This window comes from Pseudomonas sp. GL93, from assembly GCF_003408955.1.
Taxonomy (GTDB): domain Bacteria; phylum Pseudomonadota; class Gammaproteobacteria; order Pseudomonadales; family Pseudomonadaceae; genus Aquipseudomonas; species Aquipseudomonas paracarnis.
Map to the genome: position 1 here is coordinate 73,240 of NZ_NKRF01000099.1, position 24,494 is coordinate 97,733.

The following is a 24,494-nucleotide window of genomic DNA, read 5'->3' on the forward strand; positions in this document are numbered from 1 at the left end:
AGCTCCCACAGTTGACCGATTTTCAACATGAGAATGCGGTCAACTGTGGGAGCTGGCTTGCCTGCGATAAGGCCCTAACGGCCAACCTTCTCCAACTGCCTCAACGCCGCTTTACGCTGCTCCACCGGCAGCTCACCCAACTTCTCCACCGCCGCATAAAACCTCACCCAATCCCCTCCTTCTCGCGCAAACAACGCCGCAAACGCCGGTACCCACTGGTCATACAACCCAAACGGCAAAAGCCGAGCGTTATTCATCGGCTGGTTGATCCAGGCGTCATAACGCTTGTCACCACCCCATTGGCTATCACGCAGTTGCCGGTATTCGCTGCGCAACTGCTCGAATTGCGCCGCTTTGGCCCGGCGCATCGCGTCCGCTGCCAAGGGCTGTGCGTACAACGCCTCCAGACGTTTACGGGTATCGAGAATCAGCCGGATAAATTGATCGCGTTGCTTCAACGCCGCATCGCCGACAGGCGCCAGGCCCCGCGCCGCACGCCATTGTCGGGTGCCTTCCTGCTCGACAAAACTGGCATAGGACTCGTTGAACTCGGTGTCGTCCTTCACGTAAAAGCGCTGGTGGGCCAGCTCATGGAAAATCAGCGTGGCGAGGCGCTCATCGCCCCAGCTCATCATCGAGCTCATGATCGGGTCGTTGAACCAGCCCAGGGTGGAATAGGCCTCCACGCCACCGATTGACACATCCATGCCCTGTTGCCGCAACAGCGCTGCCTCGCCCCGTGCCGCGCCTTGGTTGTAGTAGCCGCGATAGGCGACGCAACCGGCGATGGGAAAGCAATGGGTCTGTGGTGACAGAGAAAATTCCTGCGTGGCGAAGACATTCCAGACCACATAGGGTCGGCCGATATCGGCATACAGCCGGTAACTTTGGTTGTCAGGCAGATGCAGGTGTTCACTGGCAAAGGTTCGGGCTTTCTGCGATTGAGCCAGATGCTCGCGCAGCACTGACGGGCGGGCAGGGTCGGCGATGACCTCGGCTACCGGTTCCCGGGCCCGCAACAGGTGCCACTGGCCGCTCGCCAACTGGCCGTAATACCCGACACTGGAACAGCCGCTAAGCAGCACAACCATCAGCCCTGGAAGAAAACGCCTGATCATGCACTGACTGCTCCTGGGTGATGGGTTCGCCAGACTATCGCGCTTGCAGGGGATTTTTCCACGGCGTGGCGTGTTTATACTCAAACCTCTCTTCGTGCTGAGTACCTGCCATGCGTCCGTTCCTGTTCCCCGTCGCCGCCCTGTTGCTCAGCGCTTGCACCTCGACCCCCATCCCCCCCGTGGACCCGCAGCAGGCCTGGGTCGATTTCACCACGCCCACCCCGGGTTCCAAGTTGGTAATGGCTCAGCGCCTGGACGGGAAAAACCTCGACGACGGGCGCTTTTTTCAAATGCCTCCCGGCCCTCACGAGCTGATGGTGCGCTTTGACTTTGAAGTGCCCGCCGGCGGCGGCCTGGGTGGCCTCAGCCAGATGATGTATCGCACCTGCTTCATGACGCTGCAGTACGACCACTTTCAGGCCGGCCAGCGCTATGTGCTGGAAGGGCGATCACTGGCGTTCACGCCCAACATCCGGCTGTACGACTCAACCCGCCAGTTATTGGCCGAAGAGCGCAGCGTGAACTGCATCTGAGTCAGTCGTTGTTCTTTTGGTAGATGATGCGCTTGGTGCCGTTTTCGCACGAACCGACAATCATGGCTTCGTCATGGTTCTTGGCTTCTTCGGCGGTGATGATTTCCAGGGTGTAGGACGGAATCGCCTTGGCCTGGATCTTCACTTCGATTTCTTTCCTGAGCTCTTCACAATCTTTTGGCGCGGCCACGGCCGAAGTGGCCAATACACCGCAGATGATTGCCAAGGCAAAACGTTTCATGTGTGGAGCTCCCTGAATGCGCTGCGCACGAGTGTGCGCCTAGGCTGCATGGGCTATTCGACCACATTTTACAAACACGAGTTCTGATTTTACGCAGAACTAAAAATGAGGGAGCGGGCTTGCTCGCGAATACGGAGTATCAGTCACCGAAGATATCGGCTGATCCACCGCTTTCGCGAGCAAGCCCGCTCCCACATTTTTGATCCGGTTCCTATAGCAGCCTTCGTTTAGCCGCCGAGGTACGCCTCCCGCACCTTCGGATCCGTCAGCAATTGCTCCCCGGTGCCCTGCATCACCACCCGGCCATTCTCCAGCACATAGGCACGGTCAGCGATTTTCAGCGCCTGGTTGGCGTTCTGCTCCACCAAAAACACCGTCACACCGTCCTTGCGCAGCTGTTCGATGATGTCGAAGATCTGCTGGATGATGATCGGTGCCAGGCCCAGGGAAGGCTCGTCCAGCAACAACAGCTTGGGCTTGCTCATCAGCGCCCGGCCGATGGCGAGCATTTGCTGCTCGCCGCCGGACATGGTGCCGCCGCGCTGGCTGAAGCGTTCCTTGAGGCGGGGGAACAGGTGCAGCACCTTGTCCATCTGCTCCTGGTAGTCGCCCTTGTCGGTAAAGAACCCACCCATGGCCAGGTTCTCTTCCACGGTCAGGCGCGAAAACACCCGACGGCCCTCTGGCACCACCGCAATGCTCTTGCGCATGATCTCGGCGGAGTGCTTGCCCACCAGCTCTTCACCCATGTAGCGGATGCTGCCACTGTAGGCTTGCGGCGAACCGCACAAGGTCATCAGCAAGGTCGATTTACCAGCCCCGTTGGCGCCGATCAGGGTCACGATCTCACCCTGGCGTACTTCGACGTTGACGCTGTGCAGGGCCTGGATCTTGCCGTAGAAAGTGGAAACGTTTTCGAATTGCAGCATTTTACGCTTCCCCCAAGTAGGCTTTGATCACTTCAGGATTGTCGCGGATCTGCTCCGGCGTCCCGTTGGCCAGTGGCGTGCCCTGGTTGATCACCACGATGTGGTCGGAGATGCTCATGACCAGTTTCATGTCGTGTTCGATCAACAGCACCGTGGCGTTGTTTTCCTCACGCAGCACACTGATCAGCGCCTTGAGGTCTTCGGTTTCCTTGGGGTTCAGGCCCGCGGCAGGTTCGTCGAGCATCAGGATGCGCGGGCGGGTCATCATGCAGCGGGCGATTTCCAGGCGACGTTGCTGGCCGTAGGCGAGGGTGCCTGCCGGGCGGTTGGCGAACTCGGTCAGGTTGACCTTGTCCAGCCAGTACGCCGCGTACTCCATGGCCTCGCGTTCGCTCTTGCGGAACGCCGGGGTCTTGAACAGGCCGGCGAAGAAGTTGGTGTTCAAGTGACGGTGCTGGGCGATCAACAGGTTCTCGACCGCCGTCATGTCCTTGAACAACCGCACGTTCTGGAAAGTACGCACCACGCCTTTGCGGGCGATTTCATGGCCGGCCAGGCCCTGGATCGGCTGGCCGTCCAGCAGGATGCTGCCACCGCTCGGCTTGTAGAAACCGGTGAGGCAGTTGAACACCGTGGTCTTGCCGGCGCCGTTGGGGCCGATCAGCGCTACCACTTGTTTCTCTTTGACGGTCAGGGCCACGCCATTGACCGCCAGCAAACCGCCGAAGCGCATGCTCAGGTTTTCAACTTTCAGGATCTCGCGGCTCATTTGCGCAGCTCCATGTGTGGACGTTGCATGGGCAGCAGGCCTTGAGGGCGCCAGATCATCATCAGCACCATCATGGCGCCGAACATCAACATGCGGTATTCGCTGAACTCACGCATCATTTCCGGCAGCAGGATCATCACGATGGCCGCCAGGATCACGCCCAGTTGCGAGCCCATGCCACCCAATACCACGATGGCGAGAATGATCGCCGACTCGATAAAGGTGAACGATTCCGGCGTCACCAGGCCTTGGCGAGCGGCGAAGAAGCTGCCGGCAAAGCCTGCGAACGCAGCGCCCAGGGTGAATGCGGAAAGCTTGATGATGGTCGGGTTCAGGCCCAGGGCGCGGCAGGCGATTTCATCTTCGCGCAACGCTTCCCAGGCGCGGCCGATGGGCATGCGCAGCAAACGGTTGATCACGAACAGTGCCGCCAACGCCAATAGCAGCGCCACCAGGTACAGGAACACCACTTTGCTCACCGGGTTGTAGGCGATCCCGAAGTACTCGTGGAAGGTCTGCATGCCTTCGGCGGCGGTGCGGTCGAACGACAGCCCGAAGAACGTCGGCTTGGGGATGCTGCTGATACCGTTGGGGCCACCGGTGATATCGGTGAGGTTACGCAGGAACAGGCGAATGATTTCCCCGAAGCCCAGGGTCACGATGGCCAGGTAGTCACCGCGCAGGCGCAGCACCGGGAAGCCCAGCAGGAAGCCGAACGTGGCCGCTGCCATACCGGCCAGTGGCAGGCAGATCCAGAAGCTCCAGCCCAGGTAGTGCGAGAGCAGCGCATAGGTGTAGGCACCCACGGCGTAGAACCCCACATAACCCAGGTCGAGCAGGCCTGCCAGGCCCACCACGATGTTCAGGCCCAGGCCCAGCAGCACGTAGATCAGGATCAGCGTGGCAATGTCGACCGCGCCGCGCGAACCAAAGAACGGCCAGATCAGCGCCGCGATGATCAGCCCGATGATGATGTAGCGCTGGGTGCGCGGCAGGGTCAGAAATTGGCTGACCTTGGGCGACACCAATGGGCCACGGTTGCCCTTGAACAAGGCACCGACCTGCTGGGTGAACAGTACACGCAGGAACATTAGCACCGAACACAGCGCGATGACGGTCAGGGTCACAGGCCCGGTGCCATGCACTTCCAGGTTGATGCCGACAATGCTCAGCTTGAGACCGAGTACCGGAAAGGCCACGGCCCATACCAGCAAGGCGCTGAAAAACGCCGATTTAAGATATCTGCTCATACTTTCTCAACCTCCGGACGGCCCAGGATGCCGGTCGGACGGAACAACAACACCAGAACCAACAGGCCGAACGCGACGACGTCCTTGTACTGGTCACCGAAGATATCGGCGCCAAAGGCTTCGGCCACACCCAGCACCAGCCCGCCGAGCATGGCGCCCGGAATGCTGCCGATGCCGCCCAATACCGCTGCGGTAAAGGCTTTGAGGCCCACCAGGAAACCGGCGTTGGGGTTGATCACGCCGTATTGCATGCTCAGCAACACGGCCGCCACGGCCGCCAGCGCAGCACCAATGACGAAGGTCAGGGCGATGATGTTGTTGGTGTTGATGCCCAGCAGGTTGGCCATCTTGATGTCTTCGGCGCAGGCCCGGCAGGCGCGCCCCAGACGGGAGCGGGAGATGAACAGCGTCAGGCCCAGCATGGCCACCAGGGTGACCACGAAAACCAGAATCTGCATGTACGAAATCAGCACTTCTTGTGCGCCACCCGGGCCGAAGGAGATGCTCCCCGGAATCAGGTTGGGAATGGACTTGTCCTTGGAGTCCTGGGATAGCAATACGGTGTTCTGCAGGAAAATCGACATACCGATGGCAGAAATCAGCGGGATCAAACGGTTGCTGCCCCGCAGGGGACGGTAGGCAACCCGCTCGATACTGTAGCCATAGGCACTGGTCACGATGATCGACGCCAGGAACGCAGCGGTCATCAATAGCGGCAGGGAGTGGATCCCCATCATGGCCAGCCCGGCAAGGGCGATGAAGGCCACGTAGGAACCAATCATGTACACCTCGCCATGGGCGAAGTTGATCATTCCAATGATGCCGTAAACCATTGTGTAGCCAATGGCTATCAAGGCATAGGTGCTGCCAATGGTCAGGCCATTAACCAGCTGTTGGAAAAAATGATAGATCTCAGGCATTACAGCGCTCCTAAAAACCCGATACGCATTTCACTGGTGGAGTCATTTCCGGCTCGGTGCCCTGTTCTGTGACCAGGTTGCACAAAGCGTTTGCCAGCGAACCGCTGGTGACGGTTTTAAGATTTTCAGGTGAGCCAGCGCCCGGATCGCGGGTGACATGGCCCATAAACCTCGTAAAACAAAGCCCACTGCTTGCACAGTGGGCTTGTTGACCAGTAACGCCTGGCTTACTGAGGGGAAACTTCGGTTTTTGGTTTACCGAAGTGCCATTCGTAGACCACGAACTTGAAGTCCTTCAGGTCGCCCTTGGCGTCGAAGCTCAGGTCGCCCGTAGGGGTCTTGAAGGTACCGGCGTGGATGGCCTCGGCCACCTTGGCGGTGTCTTCGCTTTTGGCTGCGGTGATAGCGCCGGCAATGACTTCAACCGCCGAGTAGGCCGGGAACACGAACGGACCGGTTGGGTCCTGCTTGTTCTTGGCGAACTCTTCGACGATGGCTTTGTTGGCAGGGTCGGTGTCGAAGGATTTCGGCAGGGTCACCAGCAGGCCTTCGGAAGCGCCCTGGGCGATTTGCGAGATAGAGTCGTTACCCACGCCCTCTGGGCCCATGAACTTGGCGTTCAGGCCTTTTTCCTTGGCTTGGCGCAGGATCAGGCCCAGCTCAGGGTGGTAGCCGCCGTAGTAGACGAAGTCGACGTTGGCTTGCTTGAGTTTCTGGATGATCGAGGAGAAGTCTTTGTCACCGGCGTTCAGGCCTTCGAAGACGGCAACCTTGGTGCCTTTTTCTTCAAGGGTCTTCTTCACGGCGCTGGCGATACCTTCACCGTATTGCTGCTTGTCGTGCAGGACGGCAACGATTTTCGGCTTCACGTGGTCGGCGATGTAGTTGCCGGCTGCCGGGCCTTGTGCGCTGTCCAGACCAATGGTGCGGAAGATCAGCTTGTAGCCACGGGAAGTGATTTCAGGGCTGGTGGCAGCCGGGGTAATCATGATGACGCCTTCGTCTTCATAAATATCCGACGCTGGCTGAGTGGAGCTGGAGCAGAGGTGGCCGACGACGAACTTGACGCCATCATTGACCACTTTGTTGGCAACGGCCACGGCTTGCTTTGGATCGCAAGCGTCGTCGTATTCCTTGGCCTCAAGCATCTTGCCGTCTACGCCGCCCTTGGCGTTGATGTCTTTGATGGCTTGCTTGGCACCCATGAATTGCATGTCGCCGTATTGCGTCACCGGACCGGTCTTGGGACCGGCGATGCCGATCTTGATGGTGTCGGCTGCGAACGAATGGCCGGCAACCCCAGCCAGGACCATAGCGGCAAACAGTTTGGAAATCTGCTTAGTAGCCTTATTCATAGTGCTCCACTCTTACTGTTGTATTTTTTATAGTTCTAGCGGCCTTGTGAGCTGCAGAACCGGATCAGATATCGCGGATATCCCCCCGGCATTGCCCTGGCAACTGTACCGGTACAGTGTAGAGCGCCGGTTGATCGCTTGAAAAGCTGGCAGTTGGGGGCAAAACCTGGACATGTCGCTTAAGTGAAAGAAAAAGACAGAATTGCGCCGGGCTGCTAACCGCTTTCAAGGCATTCCTTGGCTTTCCTGGCAGTTTCAATCGCTACCTCATTTGCTACTGGGTTTTTCTGCCTGAGCGACGGAGCTATGATTGCGCCGATTTTTTACTCAGGTGAATTCCCATGACGCAAGAACCAAGCACCCTCTATGCCAAGCTACTCGGTGAAACCGCCGAAATTTCCTGGAAGGAGCTTGAACCGTTCTTTGCCAAGGGTGCCCTATTGTGGGTCGATGCCGGCCTGGATTTGATCGAGGCCGCCGAAGGCATGGCCGAAGACAACCGTGACAAAGTCGCCGCCTGGCTGGCTGCAGGCACCCTTGGCGAGGTGTCTGCGACGCGGGCATTGGACCTGGTCGAACGGGATCCAAGCTTATGGGCGGTGGTGGTCTCGCCATGGATCCTGATCCAAGAAAGGGCGAGGTAAGAATGTCGCGCACGAAAAAGGTGCGTATTTTTCACGCGCTGAAGTGTGTAGCCGAGTAACCGCTCAACGCGTGATGGCACCTTGCCGTAGAGAAAGGTCACAGCCGAGGGTGACGTAAGCGTCACGGGAACAGTTGATGTCCGAAGGAATGAGTGGCGCAATTGTTTCCAGGTATGACCCGGCGTGAAGAGAAGCAACGATCACACCACCACTCCCCGTGCCTGGGTCTCAGCGAATCGGCCTGACAATAGAAGGCGGGCCGATACGCCCTGGCGCCGGGTCTTTTGGCTGTGGAGGGTCGTTGCCCTCCACGCTGAGCGGATACAGCGGATTGCGCATGGCAATCCCCTGCATCACGCCGATGATGTCCTCGAAAGGCACCGCCGGGCTGAGCAGATAGCCCTGGATGTAGTCGCAGCCATGCTTGAGCAACAGCTCGAACTGCGCCTGGGTTTCCACGCCCTCGGTGACCACCTGCAAGTGCAGGGTGTGGGCCATGCCAATAATCGCCTGGACAATTTCACTGTCTGCGGTGGATTTGGGGATGTCCTGGATAAACGAACGGTCGATCTTCAAAGTGTTGAGCGGCAAGCGCTTGAGATAAGCCAGCGACGAATAGCCGGTGCCGAAGTCATCGATGGCCAGTGACACACCCAGGGCGCGAATTTGCCGCAACAGTGCCAGGGTGCTGCTGATGTTGCCCATCAACGCGTTTTCAGTGACTTCCAGTTCCAGGCGGTTGGTGCCTATGCCGGCGAAGCGCAGGGCGTCTTCGATTTCGTCGGCCAGTTCGTCGCGCGCCAGGTTCAACGCCGAGCAGTTCACCGCCATGATCAGCTCGGTGTAGCCCCGGTCAGACAACAGGCTCAGGTCATGACAGGCTTGGCGCAATACCCAGTGGTCCAGTTCGGCGATCAGCCCGTTGTTTTCGGCGATGCCGATAAAGCGGTCCGGGGCCAGCAGCCCGTGTTGGGGGTGCTGCCAGCGCACCAGGGCTTCCAGGCGTGTGACCTTGCCCAGCTTCATGTCAAAGATCGGTTGATAAAACAGCACCAGCTGGCTGCGCGTACGCAAGGCGGCGCGCAGTTCTTCTTCCAGTTGCAGCTCAAGAAAGGCACGGGTTTTAAGGTTGGAACTGAAGAAGTTCAAACAGTTGCGCCCGGCATCCTTGGATTGGTACAGCGCCAGGTCGGCGGTTTTCAGCAGTTCTTCGCAGGTGTGGCCGTCCTCGGGAAACAGGCTGATACCGATGCTGGTGGTCATCACCATGCGTCGGCCGGCCAGTTCGATGGGCTCTTTCATCTTCTGCATGATGCGCTGGGCCATGTGCCGGGCTTCGTCGCGGTGATGAATATTGACCAGGATGCAGAACTCATCGCCGCCAAAGCGTGCCACTACATCTTCATGGCTGCGTATCGAGCCCTTGATATGCCCGGCGAGCACCGTGAGCAACTGGTCGCCCGCATCATGGCCCAGGCTGTCATTGATACGCTTGAAATGGTCTATATCAAGGAAGATCACCGCCAGCATGCCTTGGCTTCTGGTTTTTTCCGCGACTTTTTCCGCGAAGATCTGATTGAAACCACGACGATTGAGCAGGCTGGTCAGCGCGTCAAAGTGGGCCACTTGTTGCAGTGAAGCGCGGGCCTGGTCGAGTTCGCTGAGCAGCGCGTTGACCCGGCGCAGGTCGCGCTCCTTGTGTTGCAGCTTCTTGTCGGCCAGGGCTGCGCTGACGCTGCTGCCGATCACCAGCAAGGTAATCATCGCGACCGAAAGGCCCAGTTGAATCGGGTTGTTATCCGCCGGCAACGAAAGATCCGGGCCGCTGGACACCAGCATTTGCATAGCCGCCATGCCGGTGAAGTGCATGCTCAGGATCCCGGCGCCCAGCACCAGGCTGGCGGCGTATTTGAGCAGTTGGTGAAACACGCCGGCACCGTTGCGCAGGTAACTGGACAGCAACAATGCGGCCAGGCTGGCGCCTATGGCAATCGCCACCGAGGCCAAAAACAGCCGTGTTTCGAAGTACACCTGGGCCTGGGAACGCATGGCTGACATGCCCACGTAGTGCATCAACGCGATACCCAGCCCCATCCACACCGAAGCCAGCAGGTACTGATGAAAACGCAGGTGGGTATGACTGAGGGTCTGCATGGCGAGCAGCGAGGCGATCAGGGCGATCAGCAGCGAGGTGAACGTCATGAACAATTCGTAGTGAATGGCGATGGGGGCCTGGAAGGCCAGCATGCTGATGAAGTGGGTCGACCAGATGCCGCCTGCCAGGCAACCCGCACCCAGCCAGCGCCAATGGCGGCGGGCGGTGGGGTCTTCGACATGGCCCACACGTTCGGCCATGTCCAGCGTACCGAAACCCGCCGCGCAGGCGACCAGGTACGCCAGCAGCACCAGAAACGGGTTATGACTGCAGTTGAGCAATAAATGCCCGCTGTCTGGAAGGTCGGTAAAAAAATGCTGCCCCAGCCATTCCATAGCTTATCCCGTCACAGAGCCATGTCACTGCCAGCGGCGATGACCTATGAGGTCGAGTATAGAAGTCTCTCTAGATTTGCCATGAGTAATGGCGTTTTGATCTCAAATTATTTTGATATGCCTTCCATAGCGTTTGGTGCTAAGCGCTGATGGGCAGGTCGAGTTCGAAGTGCGGGGCCTCCAGCGGGGCCAGGCCAAATGCGGCACGGGCGGCGTCGCAATCGGCATTTTGCACGCCCTGGCTCCAGGACGCCTCGAACTCGCGACACACGCTGGAGCGCTGCTCATAAATTGAGCAACTGGTGGCCTGTCCGACTTCACCTTCAAGGCTGCAGCACCGTGCCGGTTTGCGGTCGGTGCCGATCATCGCCACGCGGCTGGGGTTGATCTGCACCACCAGGTCATCGGGCACCGTGCCCCCGGACGAGGCGCACTCACCCCAAAAGAAAGACACGCGAAAGTGTGAACAGCAGGCACCGCAATTCAGACACGGACTGGCTTCGGACATGGGCGTCATCAATAAGAAAAGTAGGAGGAGGGTGCTGCGAAAGGCTCGCCATTCTATCCGTGCCATGGCCGTTGGGAAGAGGGGCACGCACTTATATTTTCGTGGGCAAAATCCCCCGTTGCCTGGGTGAAATCATGCCCTATCAGCTTTACGAATCATTACAGACAATCACCGCCAGCCTGACTATGTTGCAGTGACCTGAGCAGGATGCACCGGGCATCACAGCTCTCATAACAATAAAAGAGACGGACCCATGCAGAACTCGACCCAAGCGGCGAATGCCTGGCGCATTCTGTTCCTGCTGTTCCTCGCCAACCTGTTCAATTTCTTTGACCGCACCATTCCCGCGATTATCATCGAGCCGATCCGCATGGAATGGCACTTGAGCGACTTTCAGCTCGGTATCATCGGCACCGCGTTTACCATCGTCTACGCCATTGCCGGGCTACCGCTTGGGCGCCTGGCCGACACCGGCTCACGCAGCAAGTTGATGGGCTGGGGCTTGTTCGCCTGGAGCGGGCTGACTGCGGTTAACGGCATGGTCGGCAGTTTCTGGACCTTCCTGCTGGTGCGCATGGGCATTGGCATCGGCGAAGCCAGCTATGCACCAGCGGCCAATTCGCTGATTGGCGACCTCTTTCCCGCCCATCGCCGCGCCCGCGCCATGGGGATTTTCATGCTTGGCCTGCCATTGGGCCTGTTGCTGGCGTTCTTTACCATCGGCGCGATGGTCAAGGCGTTCGACAGCTGGCGTGCGCCCTTCTTTATCGCGGCGGTGCCGGGGCTGATCCTGGCGGTGTTCATGTTCTACATAAAAGAACCCAAGCGCGGCGCGGCGGAAACCGTGCAAGTCTCCCAGGAGCGCGTTGACCGCCCGATCCGCCGCGTGCTGGCCGTGCCGACCTTCCTGTGGCTGGTGCTGGCCGGGCTGTGCTTTAACTTTGCCACCTATGCGTGCAACTCATTCCTGGTGCCGATGCTGCAACGCTATTTCCTCATGCCGTTGCAGGACGCGGCCGTCGCGACGGGCGTCATTGTCGGCCTGACCGGGTTGGTGGGCCTGACGCTGGGCGGCTGGATTGCCGACAAGATTCATCAGCGGGTCGCCAACGGCCGATTGTTGTTTGCCGCATTCAGCTTGATCATCTCCACGGTTACCACCGCCTGGGCATTGCATGCCGGGCGCGTCGAAATCGGAGTGTTTGTCGCGCTGTTCAGTGTGGGCTGGTTGTTTGCCTACAACTTCTATACCTGTGTGTATACCGCGATCCAGGACGTGGTCGAACCGCGTTTGCGCGCGACGGCGATGGCGCTGTTCTTTGCTGGGCTGTATTTGCTCGGCGGTGGCATGGGGCCGGTGGTGGTCGGGGCGCTGTCCGATCACTTTGCCCATTCGGCGATGTATGCGGCCGGGGCGCAGCAGATGACCGAGGCTTATAAAGCGGTGGGCTTGCATGACGCCATGTACCTGATTCCGGTGGCGCTGTTCTTGACCATGCTGTTTCTGTTCCAGGCCTCGCGCAGTTTTGTGCGGGATGCCAAGCGGATGAAGGAAGGGCTGAGTGCGGTTGAGGTGCCGGCAACTGCGGTAACGGCGTGAGACCGCGGTGACCCTTTCGCGAGCAAGCCCGCTCCCACAGGAGAATGTATTTCAAAATGTGGGAGCGGGCTTGCTCGCGAAGAGGCAATTACAGGCTCCGGTATTCTCAAGTGAATAAAAAGGCCCGCACTAAGCGGGCCTTTTACGTTCAGCGGATTATCAACCCGCCACCAACACTCGAATCGCTTCCAGTCGCAACGCGGCTTTATCGAGCATGGCCAGGCCTTGCTCGCGCTGGTTGCGCAGGGCAACCAACTCGCTGTCACGCACGGTCGGGTTGACCGCTTGCAGCGCGGTCAGGCGCGCCAGCTCTTCGTCGGTGTCTGCCGCCAGGCGACGCTTGGCTTCGGCCACACGCTCGGCGTGACGCGGGGCGATCTTCTCTTCACCGGCGTTGATGCGCGGTGTGAGTTGGTCACGCTGCGCCTGCACGAATTTGTTCGCGCTGGCCCGTGGCACGCTTTCCAGCTGGTCATTCAAGGTCACGAACGACACGCGGCCCGACAGGTCATTGCCGTTGGCATCCAGCAGGCAGCGCAAGGCGGCCGGCGGTAGGTAGCGGCCCAGTTGCAGGGAGCGCGGGGCGACCACTTCGCTGACATACAGCAGTTCAAGCAATACGGTGCCTGGCTTGAGCGCCTTGTTCTTGATCAGCGCCACGGCGGTGTTGCCCATGGAACCGGACAGCACCAGGTCCATACCGCCTTGCACCATCGGGTGCTCCCAGGTGATGAATTGCATGTCTTCGCGCGACAGCGCCTGGTTACGGTCGTAGGTGATGGTCACACCTTCGTCGTCGCCCAGGGGGAAGCTGGCGTCGAGCATTTTTTCGCTGGGCTTGAGGATAAGCGCGTTTTCCGAATGGTCTTCGCTGTCGATGCCGAACGCGTCGAACAGGGTTTCCATATAGATCGGCAGGGCGAACTGGTCGTCTTGTTCGAGGATGTCCTCGACCAGTGCATCGCCTTCGCCGGCGCCGCCGGAATTGAGTTCCAGCAAACGGTCACGACCGGTGTGCAGCTCCTGCTCCAGGCGCTCGCGCTCGGCACGGGCTTCGTCGATCAGGGCTTGCCACTCGCCGTCGTCGGCGGCTTCCAGTAAGGGCAGCAGGCGCGGGCCGAACTGATGCTGCAAAGCGTTGCCGGTCGGGCAGGTGTTGAGGAAGGCATTGAGCGCTTCGTGGTACCACTGGAACAGGCGTTCTTGCGGGCTGGTTTCCAAGTACGGCACGTGCAGTTCGATCACGTGTTTCTGGCCGATCCGGTCCAGACGCCCGATACGCTGTTCCAGCAGGTCGGGGTGGGACGGCAGGTCGAACAGCACCAGGTGATGGGAAAACTGGAAGTTGCGGCCTTCACTGCCGATTTCCGAGCAGATCAGCACCTGGGCGCCGAATTCTTCATCGGCAAAGTAAGCGGCGGCGCGGTCACGCTCGAGGATGTTCATGCCCTCGTGGAACACCGTGGCCGGGATGCCGGAGCGCACACGCAGGGCGTCTTCCAGGTCCATGGCGGTTTCGGCGTGGGCGCAGATCACCAGGACCTTGGTGCGCTTGAGCATTTTCAACTGGTCGATCAGCCACTCGACCCGTGGGTCGAAGCGCCACCAGCGGTTCTCTTCCTCGATGTCCGGTTGCGCCTGGAAGCTGACTTCCGGGTACAGCTCGGCGTGTTCGCCCAGGGGCAGTTCGAGGTATTCGTCCGGGTTCGGCAGCGGGTAGGCGTGCAGCTTGCGCTCCGGGAAGCCTTGCACCGCGGCACGGGTGTTGCGAAACAGCACGCGGCCGGTGCCGTGGCGGTCCAGCAGCTCACGCACCAGGCGGGCACTGGCTTCGGTGTCGCCATCGTTGACGGCGGTGAGCAGGGCTTCACCTTCGTCACCGAGGAAGCCTTGGATGGTCTTGTGCGCGGTCGGCGACAGGCGGCCCTTGTCCAGCAGCTCCTGCACGGCTTCGGCCACCGGGCGATAATTTTCGCTCTCGGCGCGGAAGGCTTGCAGGTCGTGGAAGCGGTTCGGGTCCAGCAGGCGCAGGCGCGCAAAATGGCTGTCCTGGCCCAGTTGTTCCGGGGTGGCGGTCAGCAGCAGCACGCCAGGAATCACTTCGGCCAGTTGTTCGACCAGCGAGTATTCGGCGCTGGCCTTGTCTTCGTGCCACACCAGGTGGTGGGCTTCGTCGACCACCAGCAAGTCCCAGCCGGCAGCAAACAGCGCGTCCTGGGCCTTCTCGTCGTCCACCAGCCATTCCAGCGCAACGAGTGCAAGCTGGGTGTCTTCGAACGGGTTGGTGGCATCGCTTTCGATAAAGCGCTCTTCATCGAACAGCGCAACCTGCAGGTTGAAGCGGCGGCGCATTTCCACCAGCCATTGGTGCTGCAGGTTTTCCGGAACCAGGATCAGTACGCGGCTGGCGCGGCCCGAGAGCAGTTGGCGATGGATCACCAGGCCTGCTTCGATGGTCTTGCCCAAACCCACTTCGTCCGCCAGCAACACGCGTGGCGCGATACGGTCAGCGACTTCGCGAGCGATGTGCAGTTGGTGGGCAATCGGTTGGGCGCGTACGCCACCCAAGCCCCACAGCGAGGACTGCAACTGGCGGCTGGTGTGTTCCAGGGTGTGGTAGCGCAGCGAGAACCACGCCAGCGGGTCAATCTGCCCGGCGAACAGACGGTCGCTGGCCAGGCGGAACTGGATGAAGTTGGACAGTTGGGTTTCCGGCAGGGTGACCTGCTCGTTCTGCCCATTGAGGCCGTGGTAGACCAGCAGGCCATCGACGTCGTCGACTTCCTGTACGGTCATTTTCCAGCCTTCGAAATGGGTGATGGTGTCACCCGGCGAAAACCTCACGCGAGTGAGGGGCGCATTCCGTAGCGCATACTGGCGAGTGTCGCCAGTGGCCGGATAGAGCACGGTCAACAAGCGGCCGTCCTGTGCCAGAACGGTGCCTAACCCCAGCTCTGCTTCGCTGTCACTAATCCAGCGTTGCCCCGGTTGATACTGCTGCGCCATGCTGCCTGACTCCCGCCGTGAAAAAGCCGACTATGTTAACGGAACACGGCCCGGCGCCCAAGAACTCTGACAAAAACTACGCTGTTTGTACGGGCAGGCGGAAATTGAATCGACGGGTGGCGGGCACTTGAGAGTGTCGACTGAGTCACAGCTTGGCACGCGGGTGCTCAAGTCGCCCTGCCACCCGCCGACAGCCTGTTGATCAGGAGAATAATTATCATGCTGCCACCCATGCTGCCCGTCAGTGTTGTGCCGGTCACGTCGCAACTCGACCCGGCACGCCAGAAGCCGGATATTCCGCCGGTGGTGCCCGTTCAACCGGGCTCCAACGAGAGCACGATCGACCTGAAAAAAGGCGATGCCGAGCAATCGACCTTTCTGCTGCGCGAAGAGCAGCGTCGCCAGCAGGAGCAGCAGAAACGCCGGCGTGAAGCCGATGACGACGCGCAGCAGCATTTGCCGATTCCCGGCGACTTGCTCAACGCTGACAACACCGTGCCCGTGGCGCCGCTGATCGAAGACGCGCCGCGCCAGGGCCTGTGGGTGGATATCGAGGTTTAACCGTTCAGTTCGCGCAGGGCCTTCACCAGTAACTCAATCTCGTCATCGGTGTTGAGCGGGCTGACGGAGATGCGTGCAACGCTGGTCAACCCACGTGCTTGCATGTCCAGCGGGGTGTAGGCCACGCCATTGGCGCCAATGTTGATGCGTTTGCAGCCCAGGCGTTGCTTGAGTTCAAAGCTATCCCAGCCGGCCAGGTTGAACGCGATCAAGCCTGAATGCGTGTTACCCAAGTCATGCAGGGTAATTCCCGGTATCTGACGCAGTGCTTCGCGGATTCGCGCGCTGGTCTGCGAGACCCTTTGCCATACCCGCTCAATCCCCAGTTGATTGATCTCGTGCAACGCATTGCCCAGGCCGGCCAGCAGGGCGAAAGACATTTCGCTGGTTTCAAAGCGCCGGGCGTCGTTGCGCAGGTCGAAGCCTTCGGCGGTCCAGGGCGCTGAAAACACGTCGCGCTGGGCCGGGTTCAGGTGCGCAAGGAAATCCGGCCTGATGTACAGCAGTGCGGTACCGCGAGGCCCGCGCAGGTGTTTGCGGCCGGCAGACTTGAGCACGTCGCACTGCAACGCTTGCACATCCACCGGCAGCTGGCCGACGGCTTGGCCCGCGTCGATGAAGTAGGGGATGGCATGCCGCCTGGCCACATCGCCGATGGCCTGGGCCGGGTTGATCAAACCCCCGTTGGCCGGCAGCCAGGTGAGGTCGATCAGCTTCACCTTGGCATCCAGCATCGCCTCCAACGCCACCGGGCAGACCGCGCCGCAGGCATCGCAGGGGATGACCTCCACCCGTGCCCCGGCTTGAACGGCCAGTTCCATGCTCGCCAGGTTACCGCCCCATTCGTGGCGCCCCACTAGAATTCGATCGCCCGGCTGCCATGGCCCCAGCGCCTGGAAGGCCATGCTCCAGGCCGTCGAGCCACTGCTGGCGAAGGCAATCGCTGAGGCGGGCGCCTTGAGCCGTTGCCCGGCGGCGCGGGGGGCCTTTTCCACTAAGACGGCACCCTGTTCTCCGGCCTCCATCGGGCCGTCGCGGGCTTCGCGCTGCAGCTGTTCGATGATGGCGTCGAGCGTCGCCTGGCTGGGCAAGGAGGCTCCAGCATGATTGAAGTGCACGATGCCGGACTGGCAACCGGGCGTGGCTTCTCGCAAGTGCTGCACTTGCAGCGGGCTCATGGCTGCAGCTCGAAAATGGCGTCCCCCTCCACGGCGACGCCAGCCGGCAAACTGCAGACCCCTACGGCGGTGCGCACGTGTCGACCCTTGTCGCCGAGGGCGTTGACCAGCAGGTTCGAAGCGCCATTGGCGACCAGGCTTTGGCGCTGGAAGTCGGCGCTGCTGGCAATGAACACGCCCAGGCGCAGGATGCGCACCACCCGCGACAGGTCATCGCCCAGCGCATCGCTTAATTGCCCCAGCAGGCCCAGCGCCGCCAATTCCGCCGCTTGGGCGCCATCTTCATCGCTGAGAGAATCGCCCAGCCGGCCAATGTAGGCGGGTTTACCATCGATCATGGGAATTTGCCCCGAGATGAACAGCTGGGGGTGGCAGGGCACATGATTGATGTAGTTGGCCGCGGGTTGGCTGGGTGTAGGCAGTGTCAGGCCGAGGGCGTGTACGCGCTGGCGGATGGAGTCGGTCATGGTGAAATCCTCTGGTGTCAGAAGGTTCCAGCATGTTGGCGGTGGCGAGGGGCGACAAACGGATAGATCTCAACCGACGTATCGAAAAAACTCACCCGTCGGCGCACGCTTGCTTCAACCACTGACTGAAGCATTCAGCCGCTTCACTGAGTGGACCCTGGGGGGCGATCAGCCAATAGCCGATGTCGCTGTGATAGGGCGGCCAGTCAAAGGCCTCCACCAGGCTGCCGTCCTGGAGCCTGCGTTCAATCAGGCGATGGCGGCCCATGGCGATACCCTGGCCGGCCACGCTCGCTTCGACCACGATGTTGTAGTCATGCAACATCACGCGGGGGTGGCGATCGAGGTTGATCTGGTAATGGGCGGACCAATCGGTCCACTCGAAAGGGCGGTGCGAGGTCGCCATCAACAACGGGCCTGTGGCGACCTGTCTGGCCTTGAACGCGGGGCTGCATACCGGTGACAGGGTTTCGGTCATCAGGCGTGTGGCGAGCACGTCGGGCCAGTCGCCCTTGCCGTAGCGGATGGCCAGGTCAACTTCGGCCGTGGCGACGTTGGCCAATTGAATTGCGGGCAGCAACTCCACCTGGATATGCGGGTAGCGCTGTAGAAACTCGGCCAGGCGCGGCGCCAGCCACAACGTGGCAAAGGACGCCAGCAAGCCGATACGCAACACACTGGCGCTGGGCACGCCCCGCTGGCTGCGTGTTGCAGCGGCGATGGCGTCCAGGGCAGGGCGTATTTGCGCGTAGTAATCTTGCCCGGCCAACGTCAGGTCAATCGCACGGGTTCGCCGGATAAACAACGGTTTGCCCAGGTGGTGTTCGAGCTTATGTACCTGGTGGCTCAGCGCACTTTGGGTCACCGACAACTCGTTCGCCGCCTTGATAAAACTCAAGTGCCGCGCCACGGCCTCGAAGGCGCGCAGGGCCAGCAGCGGTGGAAGGTCGTTGTGCAAGGCCACCTGGATGCGCCTCCTGGGCAGGGTAGAAAGTGCCGATTTTGGTCGATGGCCTGCATTTTGTCGCCCGCTTAATTGCCGTCGGGCGGGGCAGGCCGCATTATTGAGGCATTCTCGCCACGACGTAAGCCAAGCCATGAGTGATGACGACAAGCTGATCGACCTGAACGCCGAACGTGCCAAGCGCGTTCACGACCTTAATGACAAGCGCCTGAATGAAGTGCGCCAAGCCTTTGAACACGCCATGCCCTTGGGCAAGCCCAAGAAGAAGTCGAAGAACAAACCGAAAAAACGTTGAAACGCCCTGCATCTTTTGATGCAGGTCAGTTATTCCCCTTCTTTACGCCCCGTTGTGGGCGACATTGATCCTGGTCAATTTCCCACTGCACCTTCTCCATTAACTTAGCCCTATCGCAACAGGGCAAGTGCAGGAGGCCGGTCATGTTTTTCGATAATGTGGTTTTTGCCGGAGTGCTGACTGTTAGCCTCATGGTGCTGTTTTTTGTAGGGTTTGGATTTTTTATCTGGAAAGACGCGAACAAGCGTAAAAAACCTTAAGTCTTTCCGGGTTACATGAGCACGCAAGGCATTTTGGGCGACTTCGGTCGCCCTTTTTTTTGGATCGTTCCCACGCTCCGCGTGGGAACGCATCCCGTGACGCTCCGCGTCACCCGTGCGCCAGTGGGACGCGGAGCGTACGCGGCGGCATTCCCACGCAGAGCGTGGGAACGATCATAAAAAAAGGTGCGACCCTCGCGGATCGCACCTTTTTTATTGCCGGCAGGCTATCAGTTGCCCAAAGCCTTGGACGCCAACCAGAACAACCCGGCCGAGAGGCCTACGGTCGCTGGCAAGGTCAATACCCAGGCCATCAGGATGGTCTTGACGGTGCCACCTTGCAGGCCGCTTTTGTTGGCAACCATGGTGCCCGCCACGCCAGAAGACAGGACGTGGGTGGTGGACACTGGCAGGGCGAAGATGTTGGCGAAACCGATCATGGTGGCCGTGGTGATTTGCGCCGACATGCCCTGGGCATAGGTCATGCCTTGCTTGCCGATCTTTTCACCGATGGTCAGTACCACGCGCTTCCAGCCCACCATGGTGCCCAGGCCCAGGGCCAGTGCGACCGCGAGGATCACCCAGAACGGGGCGTACTCGGTGGTGGCAGTCAGGTCTTTGCGCAGCTTGTCGAGGTCGGATTTCTCACGGGAGTCCAGGCCTGGCAGCTTGCCGACCTTTTTCGCGGTGTCATCCAGGCAGAGCAGGTAGCGACGTACCTCGATGCGGTGGTCGGCCGTCAGCGAGTGGTAGTCCGAGACGCCCTTGAGGGTGCCCAGCAGCGCGTTGATCGTCGGTTCGGTCTGCTGCGGGTTGCAGCGGAACTTGCCCGGCAGGTCATCCTTCACGCTTTTGCCCAGGGCCAGGAACTCACCGAGGGTCTCGTGGTTGCGCTGGTAGAACTGGTTAAGGTGCAGGGTGGCGTCGCGGGTACGTTCGATCTGGTAAGTGGTGCTGCCCAGGTCCAATACGAACTGTGCCGGCACGATACCGATCAGGACCAGCATGATCAGGCCGATGCCTTTCTGGCCATCGTTGGAGCCGTGCACGAAGCTCACAGCCATGGCCGAAATCACCAGGACCAGGCGGTTCCAGAACGGCGGGTGCTTCTTGTCGTCAAGCTTGCGGCGCTGGTCCGGGGTCTTGTGCATCTTCGACAGCGGACGCCACCACTTCAGGCCGATCAGTACCAGAGCGGCGACCAGAAAGCCCGCCATCGGCGAGAACACCAGGGAGGCGCCGATATCCACTGCCTTCTGCCAGTTCACACCGTCAGCCAGGGGGATGTCGTTGATCAACGCGTTGGCCAGGCCGACACCGAGGATCGAGCCGATCAGGGTGTGGGAGCTGGAGGCGGGGATACCGAAGTACCAGGTGCCCAGGTTCCAGGTGATCGCCGCCGCCAACAACGAGAAGACCATTGCCAAGCCGTGGCCGGTGTTCACATTGATCAGCAACTCCACCGGCAGCAAGTGCACGATGGCGTAGGCGACACCGACACCACCGAGCAATACGCCGAGGAAATTGAACACCCCGGAGAAGAACACGGCCAGGTGTGGCGGCATGGCTTTGGTATAGATGACTGTGGCCACCGCGTTAGCGGTGTCATGAAAGCCATTGATGAACTCGAAGGCGAGGACAAAGGCCAGGGCGAGCAACAGGCTCACTAGAACCCAAGCATCCAGTCCGCTGAATAAATCGATCATGAAGGTTTTCTGACCCGGTCGTAAGGGGGCGCGATTATGCCAGAAAACATCAGTAATCGATGCATTAGCTGCTCATCGGTAACAATCTTCCTGGAAAAAAACGCGGCAAGACGCACGCATCCCAGGGTTTTCGGGGCTTTGGCAAGTCTTTGATTTATAAAGCGCAGACCGCAGAAGGCGGGCTTTAGTCATGAAAATGCCATGCCTGAAACATTTGTATGAAATTTCGTGGGTGGCTGTAGGTTGCTGACCAGCGGACGCTAAAGCAGGTGCCCTCTGCCAGTACTTCACCGGCAGAGACAGCACGACCCTTAAGGCTCGAACCGAAGCGCTTATGGCTCCTCGGTCTTGAGCTCCTGCTCGATCTTTTGGATTTCCTGGGCAAATGCCTGGTCCAGCAGGCTGGCGCGTTTACGCCATGGCTTGCGTTCCGGCTCGGGTTGCGCGGCGTGGGTGGTGACTCCCCCGCCGTAGACATCCTTGTAACGTTGCTCCTGGCGCTCAAGTTCCGCGCGCAGTTCATCTTTCGTCACAGTATTACCTAATTGAGTTGAGTTTATTGATTGCGCAGCGTCATGCCTGAAAGTCGTGCTCGGGCGAATCCAAATAGAACAATAAATCGTTCAAGTGGGTAAGTAGGCCTGAGAGCAGTTCTTTTAAGCGAGTACTTGTGTCCGGCCCTGCATACAGCCGGCAACGCCCGGTGAGCTCCATTCCCGATACATACCGGGCTGACCTCTGCACAGGTTGCATTATAGCGGCGCATTTGAATAACACTATCATCATGAAGTTAAAAAGCGTCAACGATGTGTCAGAGGTTTGTTACATGCTGGCGTCGGTATTTGTGAACACCGTCATCATCCTGGCAGGGTAAATGCCCATGCTTTATAGATGCATCAGGCAAATCTGAAACCATGGCCGCGAGATCTGCGTCAGCGCCGGCCAAATTGCGATAATCGCATGGTCGTCCGATAATCGCCCAATGTTGCCGGCGCTGACTTGTGCAGGGCGACCGGCACGGCTTGTAATAGCCGCCAACCCTCCCGTGGTGATAACAAGAGAAGGCCCCTTGAAATGAACGATCAATTGCGCAACTCCTTTGCATCAGTGGCGCCGCCGATCGTGGCTTCACCGGCCAAGCGCATCCAGGCATTCACCGGTGATCCTGATTTCATGACGTCCCTGGCCCGTGGCTTGGCCGTGGTGCAGGCATTCCAGGAGCGCAAGCGTCACCTGACCATCGCCCAGATCAGCCATCGCACGGAAATTCCCCGCGCCGCCGTACGCCGTTGCCTGCATACCTTGATCAAGCTCGGCTACGCCACCACGGATGGGCGCACCTACTCGCTGTTGCCCAAGGTGCTGACCCTCGGTCATGCCTATCTGTCGTCCACACCGCTGGCCGTCTCGGCCCAGCCTTACCTGGACCGCATGAGCGAGCAGCTGCATGAAGCCTGCAACATGGCCACCCTGGAAGGCGACGACATTCTTTATATCGCCCGTTCCGCCACCACCCAGCGGCTGATCTCGGTCGACCTGTCGGTGGGTGGGCGCTTGCCTGCGTATTGCACGTCCATGGGCCGCATTCTGCTGGCTGCCCTCGACGACGCCTCGCTGCAGGACTACCTCGACCATGCCGACCTGCAAACCAAGACCAGCCGCACTCTGACCACGCCGCAAGCGTTATTCGAATGCCTGCAACAGGTGCGTCAGCAGGGCTGGTGCATTGTCGACCAGGAACTGGAACAGGGCCTGCGTTCCATCGCGGTGCCGGTGTATGACGCGTCCGGCCAGGTGTTGGCCGCGCTGAATGTGAGCACCCACGCCGGTCGGGTCAGCCGCAGCGAGTTGGAGCAACGCTTTCTACCGAGCATGCTCAGCGCCAGCCGTGAGCTGAGTGCGCAACTGTTTGCCTAAGCTGTTCGGTGACCGCACAGATCCCGGCTGGCTCGATTGACGGTGTTTCCCTTGGCTTATTAATGTGCGGCAGCGCTCTGAGGAGCTGCCCCCTACAAGAATGACGACCTCAGGTTGTCAGCCCGCCATCGGTGTGGAATAAAAATAATGAATCAGCCTTCTGTCGGTACCACCCTGGACGTACAGTCCTTTATCAACGCCCAGCCACTCTCGCGCTATCAGTGGCGCGTGGTGATCCTGTGTTTCCTGATTGTGTTCCTCGACGGCCTCGACACCGCCGCGATGGGCTTTATCGCACCCGCGCTGTCTCAGGACTGGGGCATTGACCGCGCCAGCCTCGGCCCGGTGATGAGCGCCGCGTTGATCGGCATGGTGTTTGGCGCACTCGGTTCTGGCCCGCTGGCCGACCGCTTTGGCCGCAAAGTCGTGCTGGTGGGCGCGGTGTTGGTGTTTGGTGCGTTCAGCCTGGCGTCGGCCTACAGCACCAATGTCGACCAGTTGCTGGTGCTGCGCTTTCTCACCGGCCTGGGCCTGGGCGCCGGCATGCCGAACGCTACTACCTTGCTGTCTGAATACACCCCCGAGCGGCATAAGTCCTTGTTGGTGACCAGCATGTTCTGTGGCTTCAACCTCGGCATGGCCGGTGGTGGGTTTATTTCGGCCAAGCTGATCCCGGCCTTCGGCTGGCACAGCCTGTTGCTGATCGGCGGCATCCTGCCGTTGATCCTGGCGGTGGTGCTGTTGGTTTGGCTACCGGAGTCTGCCCGCTACCTGGTGGTACGCAATCGCGGCACCGACAAGGTGCGCAAGACACTGGCCCCTATCGAGCCACACATCGTTGCCCAGGCCACTCACTTCAGCGTACCGGAGCAAAAAACCGTCAAGGCCCGCAATGTGTTCGCGGTGATCTTCTCGGGCACCTACAGCGCTGGCACCTTGCTGTTGTGGCTCACGTACTTCATGGGCCTGGTGATTGTTTACCTGCTGACCAGTTGGCTCCCCACCTTGATGCGCGACAGTGGCGCGAGCATGGAGCAGGCCGCGTTTATCGGCGCGCTGTTCCAGTTTGGCGGGGTCTTGAGCGCGGTGGGCGTGGGCTGGGCGATGGACCGGTTCAACCCGCACAAAGTGATCGGCACTTTCTATCTGCTGGCCGGGGTGTTTGCCTACGCGGTGGGGCAGAGCCTGGGCAACATTACGCTGTTGGCCACCCTGGTGCTGGTCGCCGGGATGTGCGTCAACGGTGCGCAATCGGCGATGCCGTCTCTGGCGGCGCGTTTCTACCCCACCCAGGGCCGTGCCACCGGGGTGTCGTGGATGCTCGGCATCGGCCGCTTCGGCGCGATCCTGGGGGCGTGGATGGGCGCGACCTTGCTGGGCCTGGGCTGGAACTTCGAGCAGGTGCTGACGGCGCTGGTGATTCCGGCGGCCTTGGCCACGGCAGCGGTGGTGATCAAGGGCATGGTCAGCCATGCCGATGCGACCTGAGCCCCGGTACAGTTTGAACATGTGGGGGGGCAAGCCCCAATGCCAGTCCGTTAAGCGAACGCAATGCTCAAGGCAGCGAAGATAAAATGTGGGAGCTGGCTTGCCTGCGAAAGCGGTCTTGCAGTGACAGATGCAGTGACTGACACACCGCCTTCGCGAGCAAGCCCGCTCCCACAGTTTGATCGCGGGGTGTCAGGTGAGCATGTGTCGGTTATCGGGCCGCCATCGCAGGCAAGCCAGCTCCCACATTGGAAGATTAGCTAGGCAACAATCGGTTCGATAATCGAACACTCAG

23 protein-coding genes are annotated in these 24,494 nt (G+C 60.1%); 8 read left to right on the forward strand and 15 right to left on the reverse strand.

The features are described 5' to 3' along the window. Nucleotides 1–74: 74 nt before the first annotated feature. Nucleotides 75–1,118, reverse strand: coding sequence for an aminopeptidase (locus CER19_RS23350; protein WP_116668148.1), 1,044 nt, complete (start codon nucleotides 1,116–1,118; stop codon nucleotides 75–77). Between the two features lie 110 nt (nucleotides 1,119–1,228). On the opposite strand from CER19_RS23350, the gene CER19_RS23355 reads away from it, so the two are divergent. Further along, the gene (locus CER19_RS23355; RefSeq protein WP_116668149.1) at nucleotides 1,229–1,651 is read left to right on the forward strand and encodes a hypothetical protein; all 423 of its coding nucleotides are present in this window, start codon (nucleotides 1,229–1,231) and stop codon (nucleotides 1,649–1,651) included. 1 nt (nucleotide 1,652) lies between these two features. Here the strand turns inward: CER19_RS23355 and CER19_RS23360 are convergent, their stop codons facing one another. The 6 genes from CER19_RS23360 to CER19_RS23385 form a co-directional block, all read right to left on the reverse strand. Beyond that, a complete protein-coding gene (locus CER19_RS23360) occupies nucleotides 1,653–1,892 on the reverse strand; it encodes a DUF1161 domain-containing protein (RefSeq protein ID WP_003187312.1) in 240 nt (79 codons plus the stop codon). 227 nt (nucleotides 1,893–2,119) lie between these two features. Beyond that, nucleotides 2,120–2,821: an ABC transporter ATP-binding protein gene (locus CER19_RS23365; protein WP_003193540.1), complete on the reverse strand. Its 702-nt coding sequence runs from the start codon at nucleotides 2,819–2,821 to the stop codon at nucleotides 2,120–2,122. Between the two features lies 1 nt (nucleotide 2,822). Continuing rightward, nucleotides 2,823–3,590: a high-affinity branched-chain amino acid ABC transporter ATP-binding protein LivG gene (livG, locus tag CER19_RS23370; RefSeq protein WP_003193538.1), complete on the reverse strand. Its 768-nt coding sequence runs from the start codon at nucleotides 3,588–3,590 to the stop codon at nucleotides 2,823–2,825. Continuing rightward, entirely contained in the window at nucleotides 3,587–4,840 is a 1,254-nt protein-coding gene (locus CER19_RS23375) for a high-affinity branched-chain amino acid ABC transporter permease LivM (RefSeq protein ID WP_034125955.1), read from the reverse strand. Before CER19_RS23375 ends, livG begins: the two co-directional genes overlap by 4 nt. Further along, entirely contained in the window at nucleotides 4,837–5,760 is a 924-nt protein-coding gene (gene livH / locus CER19_RS23380; protein WP_003193535.1) for a high-affinity branched-chain amino acid ABC transporter permease LivH, read from the reverse strand. The genes CER19_RS23375 and livH overlap by 4 nt, the downstream gene beginning before the upstream one ends. 227 nt (nucleotides 5,761–5,987) lie before the next feature. Continuing rightward, nucleotides 5,988–7,115, reverse strand: a complete 1,128-nt coding sequence (locus tag CER19_RS23385; protein WP_116668150.1) for a branched-chain amino acid ABC transporter substrate-binding protein — start codon at nucleotides 7,113–7,115, stop codon at nucleotides 5,988–5,990. Nucleotides 7,116–7,456: 341 nt separating this feature from the next. Between CER19_RS23385 and CER19_RS23390 the strand changes: the two genes are divergently transcribed. Further along, entirely contained in the window at nucleotides 7,457–7,759 is a 303-nt protein-coding gene (locus CER19_RS23390; RefSeq protein WP_014717281.1) for a DUF2288 domain-containing protein, read from the forward strand. A gap of 228 nt (nucleotides 7,760–7,987) precedes the next feature. Here CER19_RS23390 and CER19_RS23395 read toward each other — a convergent pair whose 3' ends face one another. Both CER19_RS23395 and CER19_RS23400 read right to left on the reverse strand, forming a co-directional pair. Then, entirely contained in the window at nucleotides 7,988–10,249 is a 2,262-nt protein-coding gene (locus tag CER19_RS23395) for a bifunctional diguanylate cyclase/phosphodiesterase (protein ID WP_116668151.1), read from the reverse strand. A 139-nt stretch (nucleotides 10,250–10,388) separates the two neighbouring features. Further along, the gene (locus CER19_RS23400) at nucleotides 10,389–10,757 is read right to left on the reverse strand and encodes a YkgJ family cysteine cluster protein (protein ID WP_116668152.1); all 369 of its coding nucleotides are present in this window, start codon (nucleotides 10,755–10,757) and stop codon (nucleotides 10,389–10,391) included. 253 nt (nucleotides 10,758–11,010) lie between these two features. On the opposite strand from CER19_RS23400, the gene CER19_RS23410 reads away from it, so the two are divergent. Further along, nucleotides 11,011–12,357 carry an MFS transporter gene (locus tag CER19_RS23410; protein WP_116668153.1) on the forward strand — a complete coding sequence of 449 codons (1,347 nt, stop codon included), beginning with the start codon at nucleotides 11,011–11,013 and terminating at the stop codon, nucleotides 12,355–12,357. Between the two features lie 159 nt (nucleotides 12,358–12,516). On the opposite strand, the gene rapA is transcribed toward CER19_RS23410, so the two are convergent. Further along, on the reverse strand, nucleotides 12,517–15,363 hold the full coding sequence (gene rapA / locus CER19_RS23415; protein ID WP_032895680.1) for an RNA polymerase-associated protein RapA: 2,847 nt from the start codon (nucleotides 15,361–15,363) through the stop codon (nucleotides 12,517–12,519). A 219-nt stretch (nucleotides 15,364–15,582) separates the two neighbouring features. On the opposite strand from rapA, the gene CER19_RS23420 reads away from it, so the two are divergent. After that, nucleotides 15,583–15,924, forward strand: coding sequence for an aspartate-semialdehyde dehydrogenase (locus CER19_RS23420; protein ID WP_116668154.1), 342 nt, complete (start codon nucleotides 15,583–15,585; stop codon nucleotides 15,922–15,924). Here the strand turns inward: CER19_RS23420 and CER19_RS23425 are convergent. From CER19_RS23425 to CER19_RS23435, 3 genes are all read right to left on the reverse strand, one after another. Then, entirely contained in the window at nucleotides 15,921–17,102 is a 1,182-nt protein-coding gene (locus CER19_RS23425) for an aminotransferase class V-fold PLP-dependent enzyme (RefSeq protein WP_116668155.1), read from the reverse strand. The genes CER19_RS23420 and CER19_RS23425 overlap by 4 nt on opposite strands. Next, nucleotides 17,099–17,569 (reverse strand): RidA family protein, encoded by a 471-nt coding sequence (locus CER19_RS23430; protein ID WP_116668156.1) that lies wholly within the window; start codon nucleotides 17,567–17,569, stop codon nucleotides 17,099–17,101. Before CER19_RS23430 ends, CER19_RS23425 begins: the two co-directional genes overlap by 4 nt. 91 nt (nucleotides 17,570–17,660) lie before the next feature. Next, nucleotides 17,661–18,533: a LysR substrate-binding domain-containing protein gene (locus tag CER19_RS23435; RefSeq protein WP_116668157.1), complete on the reverse strand. Its 873-nt coding sequence runs from the start codon at nucleotides 18,531–18,533 to the stop codon at nucleotides 17,661–17,663. A 133-nt stretch (nucleotides 18,534–18,666) separates the two neighbouring features. Between CER19_RS23435 and CER19_RS28845 the strand changes: the two genes are divergently transcribed. Together CER19_RS28845 and ccoM are read left to right on the forward strand one after the other, a co-directional pair. Continuing rightward, nucleotides 18,667–18,828 carry a hypothetical protein gene (locus CER19_RS28845; protein WP_165861666.1) on the forward strand — a complete coding sequence of 54 codons (162 nt, stop codon included), beginning with the start codon at nucleotides 18,667–18,669 and terminating at the stop codon, nucleotides 18,826–18,828. Nucleotides 18,829–18,971: 143 nt separating this feature from the next. Continuing rightward, nucleotides 18,972–19,088 carry a cytochrome c oxidase subunit CcoM gene (gene ccoM, locus CER19_RS29315; RefSeq protein WP_019817835.1) on the forward strand — a complete coding sequence of 39 codons (117 nt, stop codon included), beginning with the start codon at nucleotides 18,972–18,974 and terminating at the stop codon, nucleotides 19,086–19,088. 230 nt (nucleotides 19,089–19,318) lie between these two features. Here the strand turns inward: ccoM and CER19_RS23440 are convergent, their stop codons facing one another. Continuing rightward, complete coding sequence (locus tag CER19_RS23440; protein WP_003189291.1) at nucleotides 19,319–20,794, reverse strand: inorganic phosphate transporter; 1,476 nt, start codon at nucleotides 20,792–20,794, stop codon at nucleotides 19,319–19,321. A gap of 332 nt (nucleotides 20,795–21,126) precedes the next feature. Then, complete coding sequence (locus CER19_RS23445; protein ID WP_116668158.1) at nucleotides 21,127–21,327, reverse strand: hypothetical protein; 201 nt, start codon at nucleotides 21,325–21,327, stop codon at nucleotides 21,127–21,129. A gap of 541 nt (nucleotides 21,328–21,868) precedes the next feature. Here CER19_RS23445 and pcaR point away from each other — a divergent pair. Then, nucleotides 21,869–22,711, forward strand: coding sequence for a pca regulon transcriptional regulator PcaR (gene pcaR, locus CER19_RS23450; RefSeq protein WP_003189296.1), 843 nt, complete (start codon nucleotides 21,869–21,871; stop codon nucleotides 22,709–22,711). A 147-nt stretch (nucleotides 22,712–22,858) separates the two neighbouring features. After that, the gene (locus CER19_RS23455; protein WP_116668159.1) at nucleotides 22,859–24,199 is read left to right on the forward strand and encodes an MFS transporter; all 1,341 of its coding nucleotides are present in this window, start codon (nucleotides 22,859–22,861) and stop codon (nucleotides 24,197–24,199) included. Nucleotides 24,200–24,494: the final 295 nt, after the last annotated feature.

Excerpts from the sequence above, each read along its gene's own strand:
- CER19_RS23350 (WP_116668148.1), bottom strand. The coding sequence starts at position 1,118 with ATGATCAGGCGTTTTCTTCCAGGGCTGATGGTTGTGCTGCTTAGCGGC.
- CER19_RS23355 (WP_116668149.1), top strand. The coding sequence starts at position 1,229 with ATGCGTCCGTTCCTGTTCCCCGTCGCCGCCCTGTTGCTCAGCGCTTGC.
- CER19_RS23360 (WP_003187312.1), bottom strand. The coding sequence starts at position 1,892 with ATGAAACGTTTTGCCTTGGCAATCATCTGCGGTGTATTGGCCACTTCG.
- CER19_RS23365 (WP_003193540.1), bottom strand. The coding sequence starts at position 2,821 with ATGCTGCAATTCGAAAACGTTTCCACTTTCTACGGCAAGATCCAGGCC.
- livG (WP_003193538.1), bottom strand. The coding sequence starts at position 3,590 with ATGAGCCGCGAGATCCTGAAAGTTGAAAACCTGAGCATGCGCTTCGGC.
- CER19_RS23375 (WP_034125955.1), bottom strand. The coding sequence starts at position 4,840 with ATGAGCAGATATCTTAAATCGGCGTTTTTCAGCGCCTTGCTGGTATGG.
- livH (WP_003193535.1), bottom strand. The coding sequence starts at position 5,760 with ATGCCTGAGATCTATCATTTTTTCCAACAGCTGGTTAATGGCCTGACC.
- CER19_RS23385 (WP_116668150.1), bottom strand. The coding sequence starts at position 7,115 with ATGAATAAGGCTACTAAGCAGATTTCCAAACTGTTTGCCGCTATGGTC.
- CER19_RS23390 (WP_014717281.1), top strand. The coding sequence starts at position 7,457 with ATGACGCAAGAACCAAGCACCCTCTATGCCAAGCTACTCGGTGAAACC.
- CER19_RS23395 (WP_116668151.1), bottom strand. The coding sequence starts at position 10,249 with ATGGAATGGCTGGGGCAGCATTTTTTTACCGACCTTCCAGACAGCGGG.
- CER19_RS23400 (WP_116668152.1), bottom strand. The coding sequence starts at position 10,757 with ATGTCCGAAGCCAGTCCGTGTCTGAATTGCGGTGCCTGCTGTTCACAC.
- CER19_RS23410 (WP_116668153.1), top strand. The coding sequence starts at position 11,011 with ATGCAGAACTCGACCCAAGCGGCGAATGCCTGGCGCATTCTGTTCCTG.
- rapA (WP_032895680.1), bottom strand. The coding sequence starts at position 15,363 with ATGGCGCAGCAGTATCAACCGGGGCAACGCTGGATTAGTGACAGCGAA.
- CER19_RS23420 (WP_116668154.1), top strand. The coding sequence starts at position 15,583 with ATGCTGCCACCCATGCTGCCCGTCAGTGTTGTGCCGGTCACGTCGCAA.
- CER19_RS23425 (WP_116668155.1), bottom strand. The coding sequence starts at position 17,102 with ATGAGCCCGCTGCAAGTGCAGCACTTGCGAGAAGCCACGCCCGGTTGC.
- CER19_RS23430 (WP_116668156.1), bottom strand. The coding sequence starts at position 17,569 with ATGACCGACTCCATCCGCCAGCGCGTACACGCCCTCGGCCTGACACTG.
- CER19_RS28845 (WP_165861666.1), top strand. The coding sequence starts at position 18,667 with ATGAGTGATGACGACAAGCTGATCGACCTGAACGCCGAACGTGCCAAG.
- ccoM (WP_019817835.1), top strand. The coding sequence starts at position 18,972 with ATGTTTTTCGATAATGTGGTTTTTGCCGGAGTGCTGACTGTTAGCCTC.
- CER19_RS23440 (WP_003189291.1), bottom strand. The coding sequence starts at position 20,794 with ATGATCGATTTATTCAGCGGACTGGATGCTTGGGTTCTAGTGAGCCTG.
- pcaR (WP_003189296.1), top strand. The coding sequence starts at position 21,869 with ATGAACGATCAATTGCGCAACTCCTTTGCATCAGTGGCGCCGCCGATC.
- CER19_RS23455 (WP_116668159.1), top strand. The coding sequence starts at position 22,859 with ATGAATCAGCCTTCTGTCGGTACCACCCTGGACGTACAGTCCTTTATC.